12 protein-coding genes and 1 tRNA gene are annotated in these 17,112 nt (G+C 38.9%); 3 read left to right on the top strand and 10 right to left on the bottom strand.

Translation table 11 applies throughout. The features are described from left to right. Nucleotides 1-14 precede the first annotated feature (14 nt). Together hflX and LC115_10245 are read left to right on the top strand one after the other, a co-directional pair. Nucleotides 15-1,157: a GTPase HflX gene (gene hflX / locus LC115_10250; GenBank protein ID MCZ2357045.1), complete on the top strand. Its 1,143-nt coding sequence runs from the start codon at nt 15-17 to the stop codon at nt 1,155-1,157. A gap of 36 nt (nt 1,158-1,193) precedes the next feature. Beyond that, a complete protein-coding gene (locus LC115_10245) occupies nt 1,194-2,048 on the top strand; it encodes a DUF3822 family protein (protein ID MCZ2357044.1) in 855 nt (284 codons plus the stop codon). Between the two features lie 76 nt (nt 2,049-2,124). Here LC115_10245 and LC115_10240 read toward each other — a convergent pair whose 3' ends face one another. The 10 genes from LC115_10240 to LC115_10195 form a co-directional block, all read right to left on the bottom strand. Continuing rightward, a complete protein-coding gene (locus LC115_10240) occupies nt 2,125-4,017 on the bottom strand; it encodes an amidophosphoribosyltransferase (GenBank protein MCZ2357043.1) in 1,893 nt (630 codons plus the stop codon). 44 nt (nt 4,018-4,061) lie between these two features. Next, a complete protein-coding gene (gene rseP / locus LC115_10235) occupies nt 4,062-5,405 on the bottom strand; it encodes an RIP metalloprotease RseP (GenBank protein ID MCZ2357042.1) in 1,344 nt (447 codons plus the stop codon). After that, a complete protein-coding gene (locus LC115_10230; protein ID MCZ2357041.1) occupies nt 5,405-6,565 on the bottom strand; it encodes a 1-deoxy-D-xylulose-5-phosphate reductoisomerase in 1,161 nt (386 codons plus the stop codon). Before LC115_10230 ends, rseP begins: the two co-directional genes overlap by 1 nt. Before the next feature lie 89 nt (nt 6,566-6,654). Then, nucleotides 6,655-6,727: transfer RNA gene (locus LC115_10225), tRNA-Phe, on the bottom strand. 164 nt (nt 6,728-6,891) lie between these two features. Further along, nucleotides 6,892-7,341, bottom strand: coding sequence for a 50S ribosomal protein L9 (gene rplI, locus LC115_10220; GenBank protein MCZ2357040.1), 450 nt, complete (start codon nt 7,339-7,341; stop codon nt 6,892-6,894). A gap of 7 nt (nt 7,342-7,348) precedes the next feature. Next, the gene (gene rpsR, locus LC115_10215; GenBank protein ID MCZ2357039.1) at nt 7,349-7,633 is read right to left on the bottom strand and encodes a 30S ribosomal protein S18; all 285 of its coding nucleotides are present in this window, start codon (nt 7,631-7,633) and stop codon (nt 7,349-7,351) included. A gap of 2 nt (nt 7,634-7,635) precedes the next feature. Next, nucleotides 7,636-8,016 carry a 30S ribosomal protein S6 gene (rpsF, locus tag LC115_10210; protein MCZ2357038.1) on the bottom strand — a complete coding sequence of 127 codons (381 nt, stop codon included), beginning with the start codon at nt 8,014-8,016 and terminating at the stop codon, nt 7,636-7,638. A 56-nt stretch (nt 8,017-8,072) separates the two neighbouring features. Beyond that, nucleotides 8,073-9,431 (bottom strand): UDP-N-acetylmuramoyl-tripeptide--D-alanyl-D-alanine ligase, encoded by a 1,359-nt coding sequence (locus LC115_10205; protein MCZ2357037.1) that lies wholly within the window; start codon nt 9,429-9,431, stop codon nt 8,073-8,075. After that, the gene (locus LC115_10200) at nt 9,428-13,693 is read right to left on the bottom strand and encodes a CHAT domain-containing protein (GenBank protein ID MCZ2357036.1); all 4,266 of its coding nucleotides are present in this window, start codon (nt 13,691-13,693) and stop codon (nt 9,428-9,430) included. Before LC115_10200 ends, LC115_10205 begins: the two co-directional genes overlap by 4 nt. A 145-nt stretch (nt 13,694-13,838) precedes the next feature. Continuing rightward, the gene (locus tag LC115_10195; protein MCZ2357035.1) at nt 13,839-16,613 is read right to left on the bottom strand and encodes a D-alanine--D-alanine ligase; all 2,775 of its coding nucleotides are present in this window, start codon (nt 16,611-16,613) and stop codon (nt 13,839-13,841) included. Nucleotides 16,614-16,767: 154 nt separating this feature from the next. On the opposite strand from LC115_10195, the gene LC115_10190 reads away from it, so the two are divergent. Beyond that, nucleotides 16,768-17,094: a septum formation initiator family protein gene (locus LC115_10190; protein ID MCZ2357034.1), complete on the top strand. Its 327-nt coding sequence runs from the start codon at nt 16,768-16,770 to the stop codon at nt 17,092-17,094. Nucleotides 17,095-17,112: the final 18 nt, after the last annotated feature.

The following is a 17,112-nucleotide window of genomic DNA, read 5'->3' as shown; positions in this document are numbered from 1 at the left end:
GACAACTTTTTTTAATGAGTACATTCACAGAAAATAGAAGCCCAAACTATTTGGCTGCATTGGTAGGGGTTTTTCACAATAGACAGCCGCAGGAAAAAGTAATTGAATATTTAGATGAATTAGCATTATTGGCTGATACAGCGGGTTTTACTGTTCAAACTAAGTTTTTACAGAAAGTAGATTTTCCGAACCCCCGAACTTACATTGGTTCCGGAAAGATAGCCGAAATAGCTGCTTGGGTAAAGGCAGAAGATATAAAACTCGTTGTTTTTGATGATGATTTAACACCTGCCCAATGTAAAAATATTGAAAAAGAGTTTGGTTGTGCTGTATTAGACAGAACGGGATTGATTTTGCGGATTTTTTCTGACCGGGCGCGCTCTTCGCAAGCAAAAACACAGGTAGAATTAGCTCATTTACAATACCTGCTACCTCGCCTAACCGGATTATGGACTCACTTAGAGCGTCAGCGGGGCGGGCAGGGTATGCGCGGCGGAGCAGGTGAAAAAGAAATAGAAACAGACCGCCGCCATATCCGCAATAGAATATCGCAACTAAAACAAGACCTGACCCGTATAGACCGCCAAAATCAAACCAGAAGGCAGCACCGGCACAGCATAACCCGCGTTTCCTTAGTGGGATACACAAATGCCGGAAAATCTTCCCTCATGAATGCCCTTTGCAAAACAGATGTCTTCGCCGAAGATAAACTCTTCGCAACACTCGACACCACAACCCGTAAAGTGTTTTTTGATAACATATCTTACACCCTATCAGACACCGTAGGTTTTATCCGAAAACTCCCACATAACCTAATCGAATGCTTCAAAAGTACTTTAGACGAAGTAAGAGAGGCAGATATTCTATTACACGTAGTTGATGTAGCGCATCCAGCTTATTTAGAGCATATTGAAGTAGTACAAAAAACATTGGTAGAACTTAATGCTGCTAATAAACCCACTATTTTAGTGTTTAATAAGGCCGATAAACTTACGGATGAAGAGGTATTTCAGTTTGAGCAATCTTGGATTGCAAAAAAAAATAGCCCCTGCATTCTGATATCTGCCACCCAAAGATCTAAGTTAGTAGAATTACACCAAACAATTATAGCAGAAATTCGTAAAATAAATTCTACTACGTATATTGATTATCATTAAAAAAAATACCATTTTTGCAAATTAACCCATAGGGTTATGTCGAACTCACCGAATTTAAATATGCAGGTAAATTATGTTAGCCGTTCTTTTGACGCTAACTATTTGTCTGTTTATAAGTTACATTTAGCTTTAACAAATGCAGGGATTCACTATGCACTGTTAAATCAAATGAATGAGCTTGTGTTGCTGAAATACAACCCAAACCCAGAATCTTTGCCATTAAAGGAACATCTTGATAAAATCTGTTTTTCGGAAGAACTTCTTCAGCATAAGTTTGCATCAATAGATATTTTATTATTAGCGGATTATTGGCAGCTTGTTCCCAATGATTTTTTTGTTAATGGAACTGAACAAGCCTATTTAGGTACATTATTTCCCATCCAGTCAGAAAAGGATTTTTGCTACAGAGATTTTATCCGTACGTTATCTCTCAATTTGGTATATGCAACTGACCACCTGCTCATCAAAAAATGCCAATATTATTTTAAAGAATATTCCCTTAAGAACTTAATTACTCCATTGCTGATACTGCACCACCGATTGCACCTAAAATTGCAGGTGCCCATAACGGTAAACTTAGAGGTTTTTGAAAATTATCTGCTTATTTTAGTGTATCGTTACGGGAATGTATATTTTGCTAATCAGTTTCAGATAGGTTCTGCGGAAGATGCTTGGTATCATTTTTTGAATTTAACGATGCAGCTAAATTTGCCAGCCTCTGATACCTATGCTTATACAACAGGATCTGGTAGCCATCGCAAGCGGGTAGAAGAATTACTTGTAGAGCATAAAGTTCGTTTGGTAAATTCTCGGTTACATATTCCTACCTTGATGCCTTACCAGCAACCGAATCCCTATTTTGATGAATATTCCTATCTATTTGGTTTTTAGATAATTTTTAAGAGGCTTTGTGAAGTCTAAAATCCCTTTGTAAAAGAGGTTGTACAAAACATTAACGTTTTGATTATCAATCATAAGCGCGTCTATGTTTGCCTTCCATAAAGTTCATAAAGGCTCGATTTGCGACCTCAGTTCCGCCGGGCGTTGGATAATCACCCGTAAAATACCAAACTCCCTTGTGATTGGGTATTGCATTATTCAGGTTTTCAACCGTTTGATATAGAATCGAAACTCCTCCGTCAGGGCTTAACATAAAGGCAATTTTATCCGAGATTTCCCTTTCCTGAAAAGGCTCATAAATTGCTTTTACATAGTTTTTTTGACCTAAATGCTGTTTTTTTTCGGCTTCTTTAATCCGTGTATATGTTTCTTCTACGATAGCCCACAAGTTACGTTCCTTTAATAATGCTAATGCTGCCTGAAATGCAATAAATTGCTCAATTTGAGCCATATCTATTCCATAACAATCCGGATAGCGAATTTGGGGAGCTGAAGAAATTATCAAAATCTGTTTTGGAGAAAGCCGTTTTAAAATAGCCAAAATACTGCGTTTTAACGTTGTGCCCCGCACAATCGAATCATCTAAGCAAACCAATCTATCAATATTCGGGCGAATCGAACCGTAATTAATATCATAAACATGGCCAACCAAATTGTCGCGATTAGAATCATCGGTGATAAAAGTTCGCAACTTTACATCTTTGAGGATAACCTCTTCTATTCTTGGGCGGATAGCTAATAACGCATGAATAGAACCTAATGCCGGTTGATGAGAAAGCTGATTGATTAAATTACTGCTTAAATGCCGTTCAAGTGCATCTTGTAAGCCCAAAAAAGCTACTTTGGCGGTATTCGGGATGTAGCTGAATACGGTATTCTCTAAGTCATAGTTGATTTGTTTCAAAATATCAGGCAACAATAACCGGCCAAGTTGTTTTCTTTCCGCATAGATTTCGGGGTCATTACCACGAGAAAAGTAAATTCGCTCAAAAGAACAACTCGTTATTTGGTCTGCCGGCTGCAGAAATTGCTTTTGGCGTATTTCTCCATTAGCTTTGATTATTATGCAGTTACCGGGTTTTACTGACTGAACATCGGCAATAGGAACGTTAAATACGGTGGCAACAGCAGCTCTTTCGGATGAGAATACGATAATTTCCTCATCTTCATACCAGCATAGCGGGCGTATTCCCCAAGGGTCTCTGGCAGCAAAGGCATCACCGTGCCCCAATATTCCGCCTAAAGCATAACCCCCGTCCCAAGTTTTGGCAGCATCGGTCAAAACCGGCAAAATATCTAATTCCTGCTCAATATGCTGTGAAATTAGATGCCTCTCTTTGGGATAATTAGGTTTAAACTTTCTAAAAAGCTCTTCTACAGCAACATCCAAAAAATGCCCGACTTTTTCGAGCATTGTTTCTGTATCAGACTTGTATTGAGGATGTTGCCCTAAAAAAATAAGTTTTTGGAATAATTCTTCTACATTCGTTAGATTAAAATTTCCGGCTAATAAGAGGGTTCGGCTTCGCCAATTATTTTGCCGCAAAACGGGGTGGCAGTTTGCTACCGAATTATCCCCAAAAGTTCCATAGCGCAGATGCCCTAATAAAACTTCACCAGCCCACGGAAAATGTGTTTTCAGTTCCGGAATATTGTTAAGAATATCCGGCTTCTTTTGCTGAAGTAGCCTTAGTTGTGTATGAATTTCTTTGAAAATGCTTTGCCACGGATTATTCTCTACTGAGCGCATTCGGTCTAAATAGGGTCTGCCAATCAGTGAGTTCAGTTGAACGGTAGCAATTCCGGCACCATCTTGGCCACGATTATGCTGTTTTTGCATCAGCAAATACAACTTATCAAGCCCCCAAAGGGGTGAGTTGTACTTATCTTGATAGTATTCTAAGGGTTTTTTTAGGCGAACCAATCCCAACCCGCAATGGTGGCCGATGAAGTCAGACATATCTTGGTGAAGTCAGACCCCCAAAAGAAAATTCGTAGTGCATCTCAATTGATAATGTCGTTAATGACCACAAAGGCCATCAGAGCCAATAGAATTATCATTCCTATCTGTTGGGCTATCATACGCACTTTGAGAGAAGGTTCTTTACCGGTAATGCCTTCAATGAGCAAAAATACGATATGACCGCCGTCAAGAGCAGGAATAGGCAAAATATTCATAAATGCTAATACCATACTCAATGCGCCGGTAATGCTCCAAAAGCCTAACCAGCCTGATTTTTCAAAGTTTTTCCCTATCATCTTGGCAATCTTTACAGGCCCTGCCATACTTTTACCGGCACTTGCTTCTCCGGTAGCAATTTTTCGTAAACCCTTGATGTTATCCGTAACGGTAGAAAATGCGGCTGTTAAACCCGGTACAAAAGCCCCAAAAATAGAATATTGTATTGTCTCTACTGATATAGAGCTATCGTTTTGGGCTATCCCTAACTTAGCGGTACTATCTAATTGTACTTTTGCTGTAAACGATTGATTATCACGAATAAAATTAACTTCTATTAATTGATTAGCTCGTTTATTAACAGCTTGGCGTATATCCGTAAAAGTTTTTATGGGAAAACTATCTATTTGGGTGATTTTATCTCCGTCTTTTAAACCGGCATTAGATGCAGGAGATTTTTCCACAACCAAGACGATAGGCTCTGTGTTAGGAAGAAATAAAAATGGAGTTTGTTTGTTTTTTTGATCAGAAAACTTATCTATAAAATCATTGGGAATATTAATCCGAACATTCTGACCATCTCTAAGTACTTCAAAATAAGCATCTTGTTCTAATAAAATATTGGGATTACTCACTTCATCTAAGTATTGAACGGGTTTGCCATTAAAGGTTAATAATCGGTCATAGGATTTAAAGCCGAGGTCTTCTGCAAAAGATCCGGGGGCAACGTCTATGCCATATTTCAAATTGGAAATTGGTATTTTGTAGTCTCCGACGGCATATTTTACCATCCAAAAAATAAAAACGCCCAGAATAACGTTCATAATGACCCCTCCAGCCATTACGATAAATCTTTGCCAAACAGGTTTTGCCCGAAATTCCCAAGGTTGAGGCGGAGTTGCCGCAAAGTCTGTGTCCATAGACTCATCAACGATGCCGGAAATTTTTACATACCCTCCCAAAGGTATCATACCAACGCCGTATTCTGTATTATTTTTCTTGAAACTAAATAACTTACGTGGCCAGTCAAAAAATAGATAGAACTTTTCTACCTGCATTCCAAACCATTTAGCCGGTAAAAAGTGGCCTAACTCGTGCCAAACTACCAATATGCTTAAACCCAAAATTAATAAGCCGGCATAATATAAAAAATTAGTTATGGTTTCCATTAAGACGCAGTTGTGTAGGTTAGTAATTGTCTTGTTTCTAAGTCTGTGTAAAATAAATCCGCTAAGGATGGTGCTGAAATAAATGGCATGGTTTTGAGTGCTTTTTCAATGTAATCAGGAATTTGTGTAAAATAAATCTGATGATTTAGGAACCGAGAAACGGCTATTTCGTTAGCTGCGTTTAGGATACAAGGGGCATTTCCGCCCATAGCTAAGGCTTCATACGCTAAATTTAAGCAAGGAAACAAATTTTTATTCGGTAGCTCAAACGTTAATGTATCAGGTTTTAAATAGTTATAGCGGTTTAGCTGATTCGGGATTCTTTTAGGGTAAGCCAACGCATACTGAATTGGCACACGCATATCCGGCAAGCCTAATTGGGCTTTTTGGCTCCCGTCAATAAACTGAACTATCGAATGAATTATAGACTGCGGATGAACTATTACCTCAATCTTAGAAGAATCTATATCGAAAAGCCAATGAGCTTCGATGACCTCCAGACCTTTGTTCATCAGGGTTGCGGAATCTATGGTGATTTTAGCCCCCATACTCCAATTCGGGTGCTTTAAAGCCTGTTCCGGGGTTATTGACAATAGCTCATCCGCTGAATAATTACGAAAAGGCCCACCGGAGGCTGTTAAAATCAACTTTTCTACGGTATCAATATCTTCACCTACTAAACATTGAAATATTGCAGAATGTTCAGAATCAATGGGTAAAATAGGAACTTGATTTTTCTTAGCCAAGTCTTTGATGATTTTTCCGGCTACAACCAATGTTTCTTTATTTGCTAAGGCGATTTTCTTTTGGTTATTTAGGGCGTTTATAGTTGGTCGGAGGCCGGAAAAACCCACCAAAGCTACCAATGCCGTATCAAAATCCGCTACTTCAGAAATATTGTTAAGTGCATCTTCGCCGCCTAAAACCTGAATACCTGTTTTAGCTAAACTATCTTTTACGTGCGGATAATATTTTGCTTCTGAAATAATAACCGTTTCGGGTTTAAACTCAATGGCCTGTTCAATAAGTAACTCTACATTACTATTTGCGGTAAGTACAGAAACGGAAAATTGTTCCGGATGTAAGCGGATAATTTCCAGTGATTGTCTTCCAATTGAACCGGTAGAACCTAAAAGGGCAATTTTTGAAACATTCTTCATCTCTGGAGGGGCTGGTCTTTGAAAAAACTACCAAAAGCCCACGCAGGATTCCTGCCTAAAGCTAAAATGCTCAACAGTTATAATTCGTGTGGTGATGGAGGGAATCGAACCTCCGACACAAGGATTTTCAGTCCTTTGCTCTACCAACTGAGCTACATCACCATTTTTGAGACCGCAAAGATAGGGAAAAATTTTATTAATCAAACTTTTTATAGCCCAAAAAACCGAATTAATATTTTTTATATCTGTGCGATTTTAGCCAAAATAGTAGATAACCCAATAAAACCTAAAATTGAAAAGGTTGAATTTGGCCTACTACTTTTGGGTTATTTAGCTTTGGCAGTTACGTCAAAGGGTAATTCTACCTTAACTTCTTTATGTAAGTTGATGTAAGCAATATATTGCCCGATATGCTTAATATCTTCGTTGAAGGTAATACGTTTTCTGTCAATTTCAAATCCTTGCTCTTTTAAGAGATTAGCTATTTGAAGTGCTGTTACAGAGCCAAATATTTTACCTTCGGTGCCGGCTAAGGCTTCTACTTTCAGGGAAATATTGCGTAATAACTCAGCGGTAGCAATTGCTTGATTTTTGATTTTCTCTTGGCGGTGTGCTGCTTGGCGTTGATTTTCTGCGAGCATTTTTTTAGCACCCGGAGTAGCCAACATAGCATATCCTTTGGGTATCAAATAATTACGAGCATAACCATCTTTGACAACTAAAACATCATCTTTTTCCCCCAAGTTTTTTATATCTTGTTTTAAAATAATTTCCATGATTTAATTATTTAAGTCCGTCAGCAACAAAAGGAAGTAAGGCTAAGTGTCTGGCTCTCTTGATAGCGGTAGATAAACGTCTTTGATATTTTAGTGAAGTGCCGGTTAGGCGGCGAGGTAATATTTTACCTTGCTCATTAATAAACTTCAATAAGAAATCGGGGTCTTTGTAATCAATATATTTGATACCTGCTTTTTTAAAGCGGCAATATTTTTTACGAGATTCCGAGTAGGGGCCGTTCGCTGCCGGATTTAACGGAGGAGTTCCCAATGCTTTTCGTTTGTCTGCCATAATTACAATGATTCGGTTATAGTTTCAGTAATAGGGTTCTTTTTACCGAAGCCCTGCTCTAAACGCTTTTTGTTATAGGCAATCGCATGTTTATCTAGGACTACCGTTAAAAAGCGCAGAACGCGCTCGTCGTAGCGATACTCCTGGTCTAATTTGGAAATAAAACTTCCAGGAGCGCAAAATTCAGTGAACGTATAATAGCCACTGTGTTTTCTACGGATAGGGTATGCTAACTTGCGGATACCCCAGCACTCTTGATTGGTGATTGTTGCGCCACCATCTTGCATAATCTTATTGAACTTCTCAATGATGATGTTTGCATCGTCCTGAGAATATTCCGAAGATACAATAAATGTGGTTTCGTAATAGTTTAAATTGTCCATACAGAACAAAAATTGGAGCGCAAAGGTACAGTTCTTTTTTCATAAAACACAAATATTTATGAAAATATTTTTTCTAAGCCTACCCCACGTGAACCTTTTACTAACACTAAATCAGCAGGAGCTATACGTTCCTGAATTTCTGGAATAGCCTGATTGATGCTCTCAAACCAATAATGTTTCCTTGTTAAGGCTGATGACGTTGCTTTAATTTCCTGACCTACTAATATGACTATGGAGTTTTTGGGAACGTCTTGCAGTAAATCAGCAAGGGCTTGGTGCTCAGATACACTGTATTCTCCTAACTCTAACATATCTCCCAAAATAAATGCTAATATTGGTTCAGAATGGTTATTCGGCTGGGCATAAGAGCAGAAGTTGCTGATGGCAACCTCCATTGATGATGGGTTTGCATTGTAGGCATCCAATAAGACCTGTTTTTGCTGAAAAGTTATCCATTGGCTGCGGTTATTTTGGGGTATGTAGTTATTTAACCCATGTTGAATAGATTCTGGGGTTGTGCCTAAGGTAATCCCAACGGCAACAGCAGCTAAGATATTTGAGAGATTATAAGCTCCCGGTAAATGTGTGTTAAATTTCCATTGCTTTTGCTGATGTTCTATAACTACTTGAATACCAAGTTGATTATTCGCTGTTAGGCTTCCGTAAAAATCTGCTTCTGGCTTTAATTTTGGGTTTGTTGAATATGTTATCACTGGAGTTTCATCGCAAAATGGTTTTATGAGCGGGTCATCTAAGTTTAAGAAAAAAGTTTTTTTTTGTTCTAAGGCGGTGATAAGTTCTGCTTTTGAGGCGGCATTGGCTTGCAATGTTCCTAAGAATCCGATATGGTCTTTTCCGATGTTTGTTATTAGTCCGTAATCTGGCAGTGCAATTTCGCAGAGTAGTGCTATATCACCTGTGTGGTTATCTCCCATTTCTAAGATGGCTATTCGGTGCTGTGGGCGGAGCTTTAGTAAAGTTAAAGGCAGGCCAATATGATTGTTGAAATTTCCGGGGGTAGCCCAAACGGTATTTTTATCGGGAAAGATTCTGGATAAAATTTCTTTGGTGGTAGTTTTTCCGTTTGAGCCTGTAAGCCCTAAAACAGTGCAGGGATATTTTAGCCGATGCCAGCGGGCTAAACATTGAAGTGCTGTTAGCGGATCATCTACCTCGAAAATGCGGGGATTTTTTTTCCCAAAAAGTGAATCTTGGCTAACTACTGCGCCGGAAGCACCTGATTCTAAGGCTCTTTCTACAAATTTACTGCCATCAACGTTTGTGCCTTTAAGCGCAAAAAAAAGTTCTCCGGGTTGAATCGTTCTGGAATCTATGCTGCAGCCGGTACTTTTTTCCCAACATTGGATAATGTCCAGAAATTGGGGGTTATTTTTTTCCCAGAGGTCTAAACTCATTGCCCAATCAAGATAAAAGCTCCCCAATAGTACGGAGATTGGTATTTGGTTTTTAATTGTTGTTGAGCGGCTTTGAAGGCATTAAACTTGGCATCTGGTGCGGCTTTGTTTTCTAACCATTTGTTATAGAATGTGGACATCAGCTCTTGTGTGGCGGCGTCATCAACGTGCCAAAGGGACATTATCACGGAATGTGCACCGGCGATTGATAGTGCGCGTTGTAAGCCATAAACGCCTTCACCGTTTTTAACTTTTCCAAGACCTGTTTCGCAAGCACTTAACACAACGAGTTCTGTTTTATCGAGGCTCATATTCATCATTTCATAGGCCGTTAAGACGCCGTTGTTGGTGTTTGAAGCCTGAATTCCTCCTGCGAGGGAGTCTGTTTCGGCCTGTTTTCCATCGGCATTTTCGAGATCAGAAAGGAAGGCTTTGCTGGAACCTGCTAAAAAGAGACCAGAACGTAACAAGGGATTTTGGGCTGCTTTTCCTGTTTGAATTCCAAATAAGCGTGTATCTGTGTAGTCTGAAACGTCCGGATAAAAGAAACCATGGGTAGCAATATGTAAAATTCCGGTATTGGAAACGTTTTTGATGTTAGCTTCTGTAACCGATTCTTTTTCAAAGAGGGTTGGTTCTATGTTGTATTTTTTCAGTGTTGTGCCGATATTTTCTATTTCTGTTTGTGTTTCGGGTAGGGCAGGAAGTCTGTAAGACTGTTTGTTGGTTAATCCCATATCAAAATCTGGGTTTCCGGCTAAGACGGCTGTTTTTTCCGGTTTAAATTTTGTTTTTCTATCTCTGAGTTGAACGAGGTCTTTAGAGTTAGAGATATAAAATATATCGCGTTTGTCTATCAAGTAGTTATTGGGAGATATTCGTAATGAGGCTAAACTTATTTGGTTATAAACGCCGTCATTAGAGACATAAATACGGGTAGCATTTCCCAATTTTTGGTCAATAGCCCGCCAATATTGGTCATAAGATAAGGTATCTTCAAAGCGATTGGAGAGTGAGCGTGTGTAGTTTAAGAAATAGCGTTTTTCTAAGTTTTTACCATTGGGTAAAATAACTATTTCCGGCTGGCGGTTTGTGGTGGGTGAAATTATTAATGCGATGTAAAAGACGGAATCTGTAAGCTGCCGGTTAAACTCGCGGGTTCTGATTAGCTCCACAACGGCTTCTTTTTCTTTTAGTAGCCCTTGAATATCTTTCCAAGTATAGTTTTTGGAATCTTTACTGGATGCGAACTCCTCTGATTTTGCGCTTAGTTCTTTTTCTAAGTCGTTTACCTCCTGCTCTTCTTTGGTTAGGTTTATGTCGGATGCTTCTAACTCAAATGTCGGCATTGCATATAGTTTGGCAAGGTATTCTCGTTTTTCTATCCACTTTTGATAGAGTTTTATGAGTGCTTCGTCTTTGCTGTTTAGGATTCTGTTTCTGGCTTTTGTGGAGGTATTTAGGAGTAGTGCTTTGGTTTTTATTTGGTAGTTATACATTGAAGATATTAGGTCGGGTTCTTGCTGGGCATATTTGGCAGCGAAGTAGTTAAAGATTTCAAGTTTTGGGCGGGTTTTGTTCCAAAATTTTGTTTTTTCTTCCTCGCTCATTGCGGGAAAGTAGGTATCTATATTTTTCAGTATCAGGTTTATAGAGCGCAGGTAGCTATCTTTTGCATCGCTGATTTTGTCTTCTAACCAATAGAGTTCGGCGAGTTCAAAGAGAAAATAAGGATAATCTGGGTGGGATTTTCCCATGATTTTTTCCCAGTTTCTAACTGCTGAGTTATAGTGTTTTTGTGCCTCTTTATAGTTTTTCTGTTCTTTGTAGAGGGTAGCGAGGGTTACTACGGTTCGGATGTAGTCTGGATGTTTTGCGCCAATTACTTCTTCTTGAATTTGTAGGGAATTATTGAGGGCTGCTGCAGCTTCGGTAAGTTTTCCATTTGCTATCAATAGGTTAGCCATTTGGGTTAATAGTTTTGCATAGCCGATGTGTTTTTCGCCAACGGCAGCTTTTGCATTATTAACGGCATTATTCATGGTTTCGATGGCTTTTTCGGCTTTACCTTGCAGGTGATAAAGGGTAGCTAAGGTAGCCAGTACGTTTGCAGAAGCAAGATTTTTGGCCCCTAAATATTGGTTGTGGATAGCTACGGCGGCTAATAAATCTTTTTCGGCATTTTCATAGCGGCCTAAGGCTATTTCTATTTCGGCTAAAGTAAGTAGTGATACGCCATATTTCAGGTGGGTTTCTCCCCAGATTTTTGCGTTTAGGTTTCGGGATTTTAAGATAGCTTGCTCGGCTTGGCTATATTTCCCGATGTCTAAATAGATTCGTGCAAGAATATACTGAGCATTGGCATAAGAATCGTTAAATATACCTGATTTTTCCTGATTTTTAATTATTTGTAGTAAATATTCGATTGCTTTTTCGTATTGCCCCATTTGTGCATAGAGTTCTGCCAGTTTTTCGCCGGAGGAACTGTATGCAGCTTGTTCTTGGGAAAAATATTTTGTTTTAAGTCGTTCTACTTCTAAGAACTTGACTTCTGCATCTTTGTATTTACCTTGTGCTTGGTAAAGTTCTCCTATGTGTTCAAGCACTAAACTGTATTCAAAGGAATAATCGTAAATCTTTGGCTGAATGAGTTTAAAGGCATTGGTGAGCATTGAGTCTGCTTTGGATAGTTTTCCCATATCTACGTAGGCTTTTCCGGCTTTATCCATAGCCATGATGGTGTTGATATGTTCATCACCCCAGAATTTTTTAGTTTCGGCATAAACACGGGCTAATATTTTATCAGCTTCTTCATATTTACTTTCCAAGACTAAGAGTTGGGCAAAGTTTCCGAGCATTTCGATATAATCTGGCTGATTGGGGTGGCGCAGGACTTCATACTGGGCGAGGGCGTGGCGGTATAAACTATCTGAAATAGGGAATCTCCTATCAAGCATCATCAAGCGGGCTATTTCTGCCTCTAAATCTGCATATAAAACGGTTCTTTCGCCAGCAGCTTGCCTGACTTGTGCTAAACTTTGAAGATATTCATCAACTAACTTTGTTTTGCCGGAGGCTATTTTTTGTTGGTATTTACTTTGTGCGTTGCGCAGGTATATACGTGTTATGGGTAAATCTACAGTTGTTTCTCCTAACACTTTATTTGCTTGGGTAAACATTTTTTCTACGTCAATGTCTCTGTTGCGAATTTTGTCTAATAGGAAGTTCGCTCTATCCACATAGGCTTTTATTCGAAATGCGGGTTTTGGATATGAGCCTTTTTCCATAATCCAGATAGCTTTTGAAAATTCGTTTGCAGCGGTGGTATTGCGTTCGCGCCTTGCGTCTAATTTAGCGACAGCAATTAAGGCATCTATATGGTTGTAATGACCTGTTTTATAGTAAATCTGCATACCGCTTTCTACTGATTTTAAGACTTTGCCGGCTGCTTTAAAATCCAACTTTTCGGCTAAAAACTTTCCATATTCTAAGGAAAACGCAAGGTGGTCAGGATGTTTTTTTGTAGCCCATTTATTTACAGTAGTTAGCGTTGCCGTAAATAGTGAATCTGCCGTTCGATAGTTTCCGTAGAAAGTATTTGCTTTGGCAAATTCAACGGCTGCACGTAGATATAAATGCTGGTATTGCTGTATCTTGAAATGTGGATCTTTTGTTTGACTGTTGGATTTGTCTTTTTGTACCTGTGGCCAGAGTACCCGTAATGCAGCTAACGACCCTTGAAGAGCACGGGGATAATCACCAATGGTGTTGTTGAGTGCTGCTATCTCTAAGTTAATTGAGGTGCGAAGTAACAATGTGTCTTCGGATACCTTACGGCTTTGTTCTAAGGCACTTTCATACAATTTTTCGGCTTCAAGATAATGTTCGTTATAGGATTCGATTTCTGCCTGAGCCATTAGCTGATGAATTTTAACGATAGGGGGATAATCCGGCTTAGAGGCTACAGTCGCATTTAATTCTTGGATTAACGTTTTAGCTGCCGCTAATGAATCCATTTCTAACAAAAATTCTATATGGTCGTAGGCAGCACACAAGTAGTCTTTATCGAGTTTTCCATTTTGGGTGCTGATAGCCTTCATTAGCTGTTGGTTAGCTTTTAGGGTAGAGCGTACATTGTCTTTGATTTGATATTCTATAATTTTCTTTTGAATACCTTCTGTAGATTGTGCTTGTGTTAAATGATAGTTAAAACTAAGCAGCAGAATCGGCACTCCTATAAGTAGAGTTTTAATTGGTTTCATATCCCTGATATAAGATACAAAATTCTACTTTTTTTACGAATCTTTTATCACTCGGTTGAGTTATATCATAAAAAACTACCTATATCTATCTATGGGCAGCGTTAGTGCCTTAAATGGCTGCTCTTGAACGCAAAAAATACTTCAGTTATACTTTAGCCTGATTATTTGCTCCTATTGAGGCTATTTTGAAGCCATAGGTAATGATTTTGTCAATCATCTGAAAAGGAGTATATCCTTTTAAGGCAGCTTGATGAAAAATACACGTTGCAGGAGTCATTCCGGGTAAGGAGTTTACCTCTATTATGCTGACTTCTATTTTGTTATTTTCATATATCTTCACAAAGGCATCAATTCGGGCATATCCATCTATGTCCAATAGTTTAGCGACATATTCTATTTTTTCTCGAACCTTTTGGGATAATCTACGGTTCAGTTCTGGTTCTTGGGAAAACCTTGCTGGGGTTATGTTTTGGCCTTCTCCGGCTAAAAACTTTTCTTCTAAAGAAAGGATTCCACTGCCTGCTAAAGTCTCGCTGGGTTCAAAGATTTCATAAACTCTTTTGCCATTGCTGCCAAAGTGGGTTAATAAACCAACGGTTACTTCCAAAAAGTGTTTAAGCTGTTCATTTCGCCCAATAAATTCTTCTATTAAAAAAGTATCTTTGGCCGGAAATTCTTCATTGGGTTTTAGGGTTAAAGCTGCCGCCAAATCCGGATGAATCTCTTCTGTATCTCTAAAAGCTACTTTGGTATAATTTTCTATATCATTTCGAGAATTTATTTTTCTGACAGCACTGCTACAGCCGTCATCAACCGGTTTTGCAATAAAGGGATACGAAAATATCTTTTCTATCCGCAAGTAGGCTTTTTCAGGGTCTTGTTTCCATTCTGACCGCGTAAATAGGGTATGTTTAAACTGGTTATTGAGGCCGGCTTTGCTCAATAGTTCGATGGTTTCAAACTTATTTATGGTTAAAGCAGCCGTTGCAGCACAGCTACCGTTGTAAGGAATAGCAAGGTTACTTAAAAAAGTTTGTACTGTTCCATCTTCGCCCGGACGGCCATGTAATGCAATGAAAGCAAAAGAAATATGGTTATCTAACTGGTTTAGCGGAATATAGCTCGGTAATGTGGTTTCTTCTCCATTCAGCATTTCTCTAATAGAAGCAAGTCTTTGGCGAACTTGCTTAATTATGGGATTCTCATTGGGATTTTTTAGACTATGGATAATCTTATCCCGAATATCATCTGCATTATCTTTGAGTAAGTATGCTAAAGGAATCCTCCAGAGAGAAAACTCCGGCTCATTTGGAATGTTTAACTGGGTACGGAGCTCGGCAGAGAGATATTTATTATGGAGTAAAAAAACCGGAACGGGTGTATATTTCCCTGAGCTGCTTAGCTTTTCATAAATATTTCTACCGCTTTCTACGGAAATATGTCTTTCGGTAGAATATCCCCCCAAAATGACCCCAACGGTAGCTCGTTGCACTTTAAGTTCTTTTTGCTTATTTAACGTTTGTTGTAGATTTGTTAAGACAGTAGTGGCCGGTAGTAAGTTTTTGGCTTCACGTACACGGGCACGCATAGATTCCCAAATAACAAACGTTAAGAAGTGAACGGGGTCTAAGCCTATCTCGGCAGCTTGGTGAAAGAAAAAAGAACTGGGCATCATTCCGGAGGTAGTATTGGGGTCATTAAACAAAATGCGCCCGTCCGGCAGTAAAAATCCGTCTATACGTGCATAAACGTCAAAATTCATTCCCGTCATGAGGCGTTCTGCTCCTTGCATAATTTCAGATAAAGATTCATCAGGAAAGTCAGCCGGCGTTTTTTTGCGTGTTGGACCCGGTAAATACTTCCCTCTATAATCAAACAAAGTTCCGCTTTTAATTATTTGCGTAGGTGGCAATGCAATGGGTTCTCCATTGCTCCCTGCTATTACAATAACTGAAAACTCCTCTCCATTCAAAAACTTTTCTACAATGATAGAATCACTGCTATCTAAGGCTTCTAATATTAAGCTCTCTCGCTGCTTCGCTTGGCTGTGTAGATAATAAAAAAGTTCTTCGGGAGTGTAAATCAATGTTTGGGTAACAGTATCTCTGAGGGGAAGCCCCAAACCGGTACGTAAATCAACCCATTGGGTTATTTGTTCATAACACTCTTCGTTGGTTAAGCTATTCCAAACAACCAAATCTACTTCAACTTTAAAAAAAGAGGCCAAAATAGCTTCTCTTATTTGAAGTGGCTTTTGAACAACCCGCGTACCAATACTTGAGCCTTGTGTCGGAGGCTTGGTTACACAAGGATAACTCACATATAAGTTAATGTCTTCTAATATCTTAACCGGATTCTGTGAATATTCTTTCCAAGTGATGATGAGGGATTCATTTATTGGCATTCGCAGAGAATAGGTAAGCACAGGCTGTATGCGTTTGTCTATTCCTATGGCGCAGCCCAAAATACCCGACCCTGTATAAGGAATTTTTAACCAATCTAAAAGTCCTTGAATAGTTCCGTCTTCGCCAAAATGCCCATGCAATGCCAAAAAAGCACAGTCTATAAGATTCGGTAATGATTCCAGTGATATACGGCTACCAACTTCGGTTATCGCACGCTCATACTCCTCGCCTTGCAAGGTAGCAAGATGCTCTACATAGTATTGAAAAGAAGCCGATAAATGGCTATAAGCAGAAGCAGGCGGGAAAAAATCCCGAATAGTACCTTTGTAGAGATTTGGCCAATCCAGCAATATTAAACTATTGCGGCTGTCCACAAAAATGGGTATTGGTACAAAAATAGAACGATCTAAATTATCAAAAACAGTTCTGCCACCGGCAAAAGAAACCTCACGCTCACGAGATTTCCCACCCATGAAAACCCCAACACGGATATGCGTCATAATTGATTCGTTCACAAATGTATCAAAATAATGTGTTTCTATAAAAATATCGTTTTAAGCATAACTACAGAGTATGTTTTCCACGAAAAAAATGGAGCACCTTACTAAGTTATTTTTTTCGTGGAAAAAAATAATCCTAAAAAAAATAACTCCGTTGTAACTTTGAAAAGTGAAGAAAACCCTTGCACTAATTCAATTTTTAAAACGATATTTCCGATATGCTTTAAATCCTTACATCATAACTATCTTAGCAACAATATCTTGGATGCTTCTTTTGGATAGATATGACTTGATTTCTCAGTATCGTATGCAGCGTAATATAAAGCAATTAGAGGTAGATAAACAGTTTTACCAGCGGGAAATCTCTAAGGTAAAAATAGAATATGATATTTTACTGAACGACCCCTTGCGGATAGAACGTTATGCCCGAGAAAACTACTGGATGAAACGACCCAATGAAGATATTTATATTTTCAAGGAAATAGCTGGAGAATAACTTCCTTAAATAGAAGTT

This window comes from Bacteroidia bacterium, assembly GCA_026932145.1.
Lineage (GTDB): Bacteria > Bacteroidota > Bacteroidia > J057 > JAIXKT01 > JAIXKT01.
The sequence above is the reverse complement of the archived record's forward strand: the minus strand, read 5'-3'. Positions and strand labels throughout refer to the sequence as shown.

What these genes read in the sequence shown, in the direction of transcription:
- hflX (MCZ2357045.1), top strand. Translation starts at nt 15, where the DNA reads ATGAGTACATTCACAGAAAATAGAAGCCCAAACTATTTGGCTGCATTG.
- LC115_10245 (MCZ2357044.1), top strand. Translation starts at nt 1,194, where the DNA reads ATGTCGAACTCACCGAATTTAAATATGCAGGTAAATTATGTTAGCCGT.
- LC115_10240 (MCZ2357043.1), bottom strand. Translation starts at nt 4,017, where the DNA reads ATGTCTGACTTCATCGGCCACCATTGCGGGTTGGGATTGGTTCGCCTA.
- rseP (MCZ2357042.1), bottom strand. Translation starts at nt 5,405, where the DNA reads ATGGAAACCATAACTAATTTTTTATATTATGCCGGCTTATTAATTTTG.
- LC115_10230 (MCZ2357041.1), bottom strand. Translation starts at nt 6,565, where the DNA reads ATGAAGAATGTTTCAAAAATTGCCCTTTTAGGTTCTACCGGTTCAATT.
- rplI (MCZ2357040.1), bottom strand. Translation starts at nt 7,341, where the DNA reads ATGGAAATTATTTTAAAACAAGATATAAAAAACTTGGGGGAAAAAGAT.
- rpsR (MCZ2357039.1), bottom strand. Translation starts at nt 7,633, where the DNA reads ATGGCAGACAAACGAAAAGCATTGGGAACTCCTCCGTTAAATCCGGCA.
- rpsF (MCZ2357038.1), bottom strand. Translation starts at nt 8,016, where the DNA reads ATGGACAATTTAAACTATTACGAAACCACATTTATTGTATCTTCGGAA.
- LC115_10205 (MCZ2357037.1), bottom strand. Translation starts at nt 9,431, where the DNA reads ATGAGTTTAGACCTCTGGGAAAAAAATAACCCCCAATTTCTGGACATT.
- LC115_10200 (MCZ2357036.1), bottom strand. Translation starts at nt 13,693, where the DNA reads ATGAAACCAATTAAAACTCTACTTATAGGAGTGCCGATTCTGCTGCTT.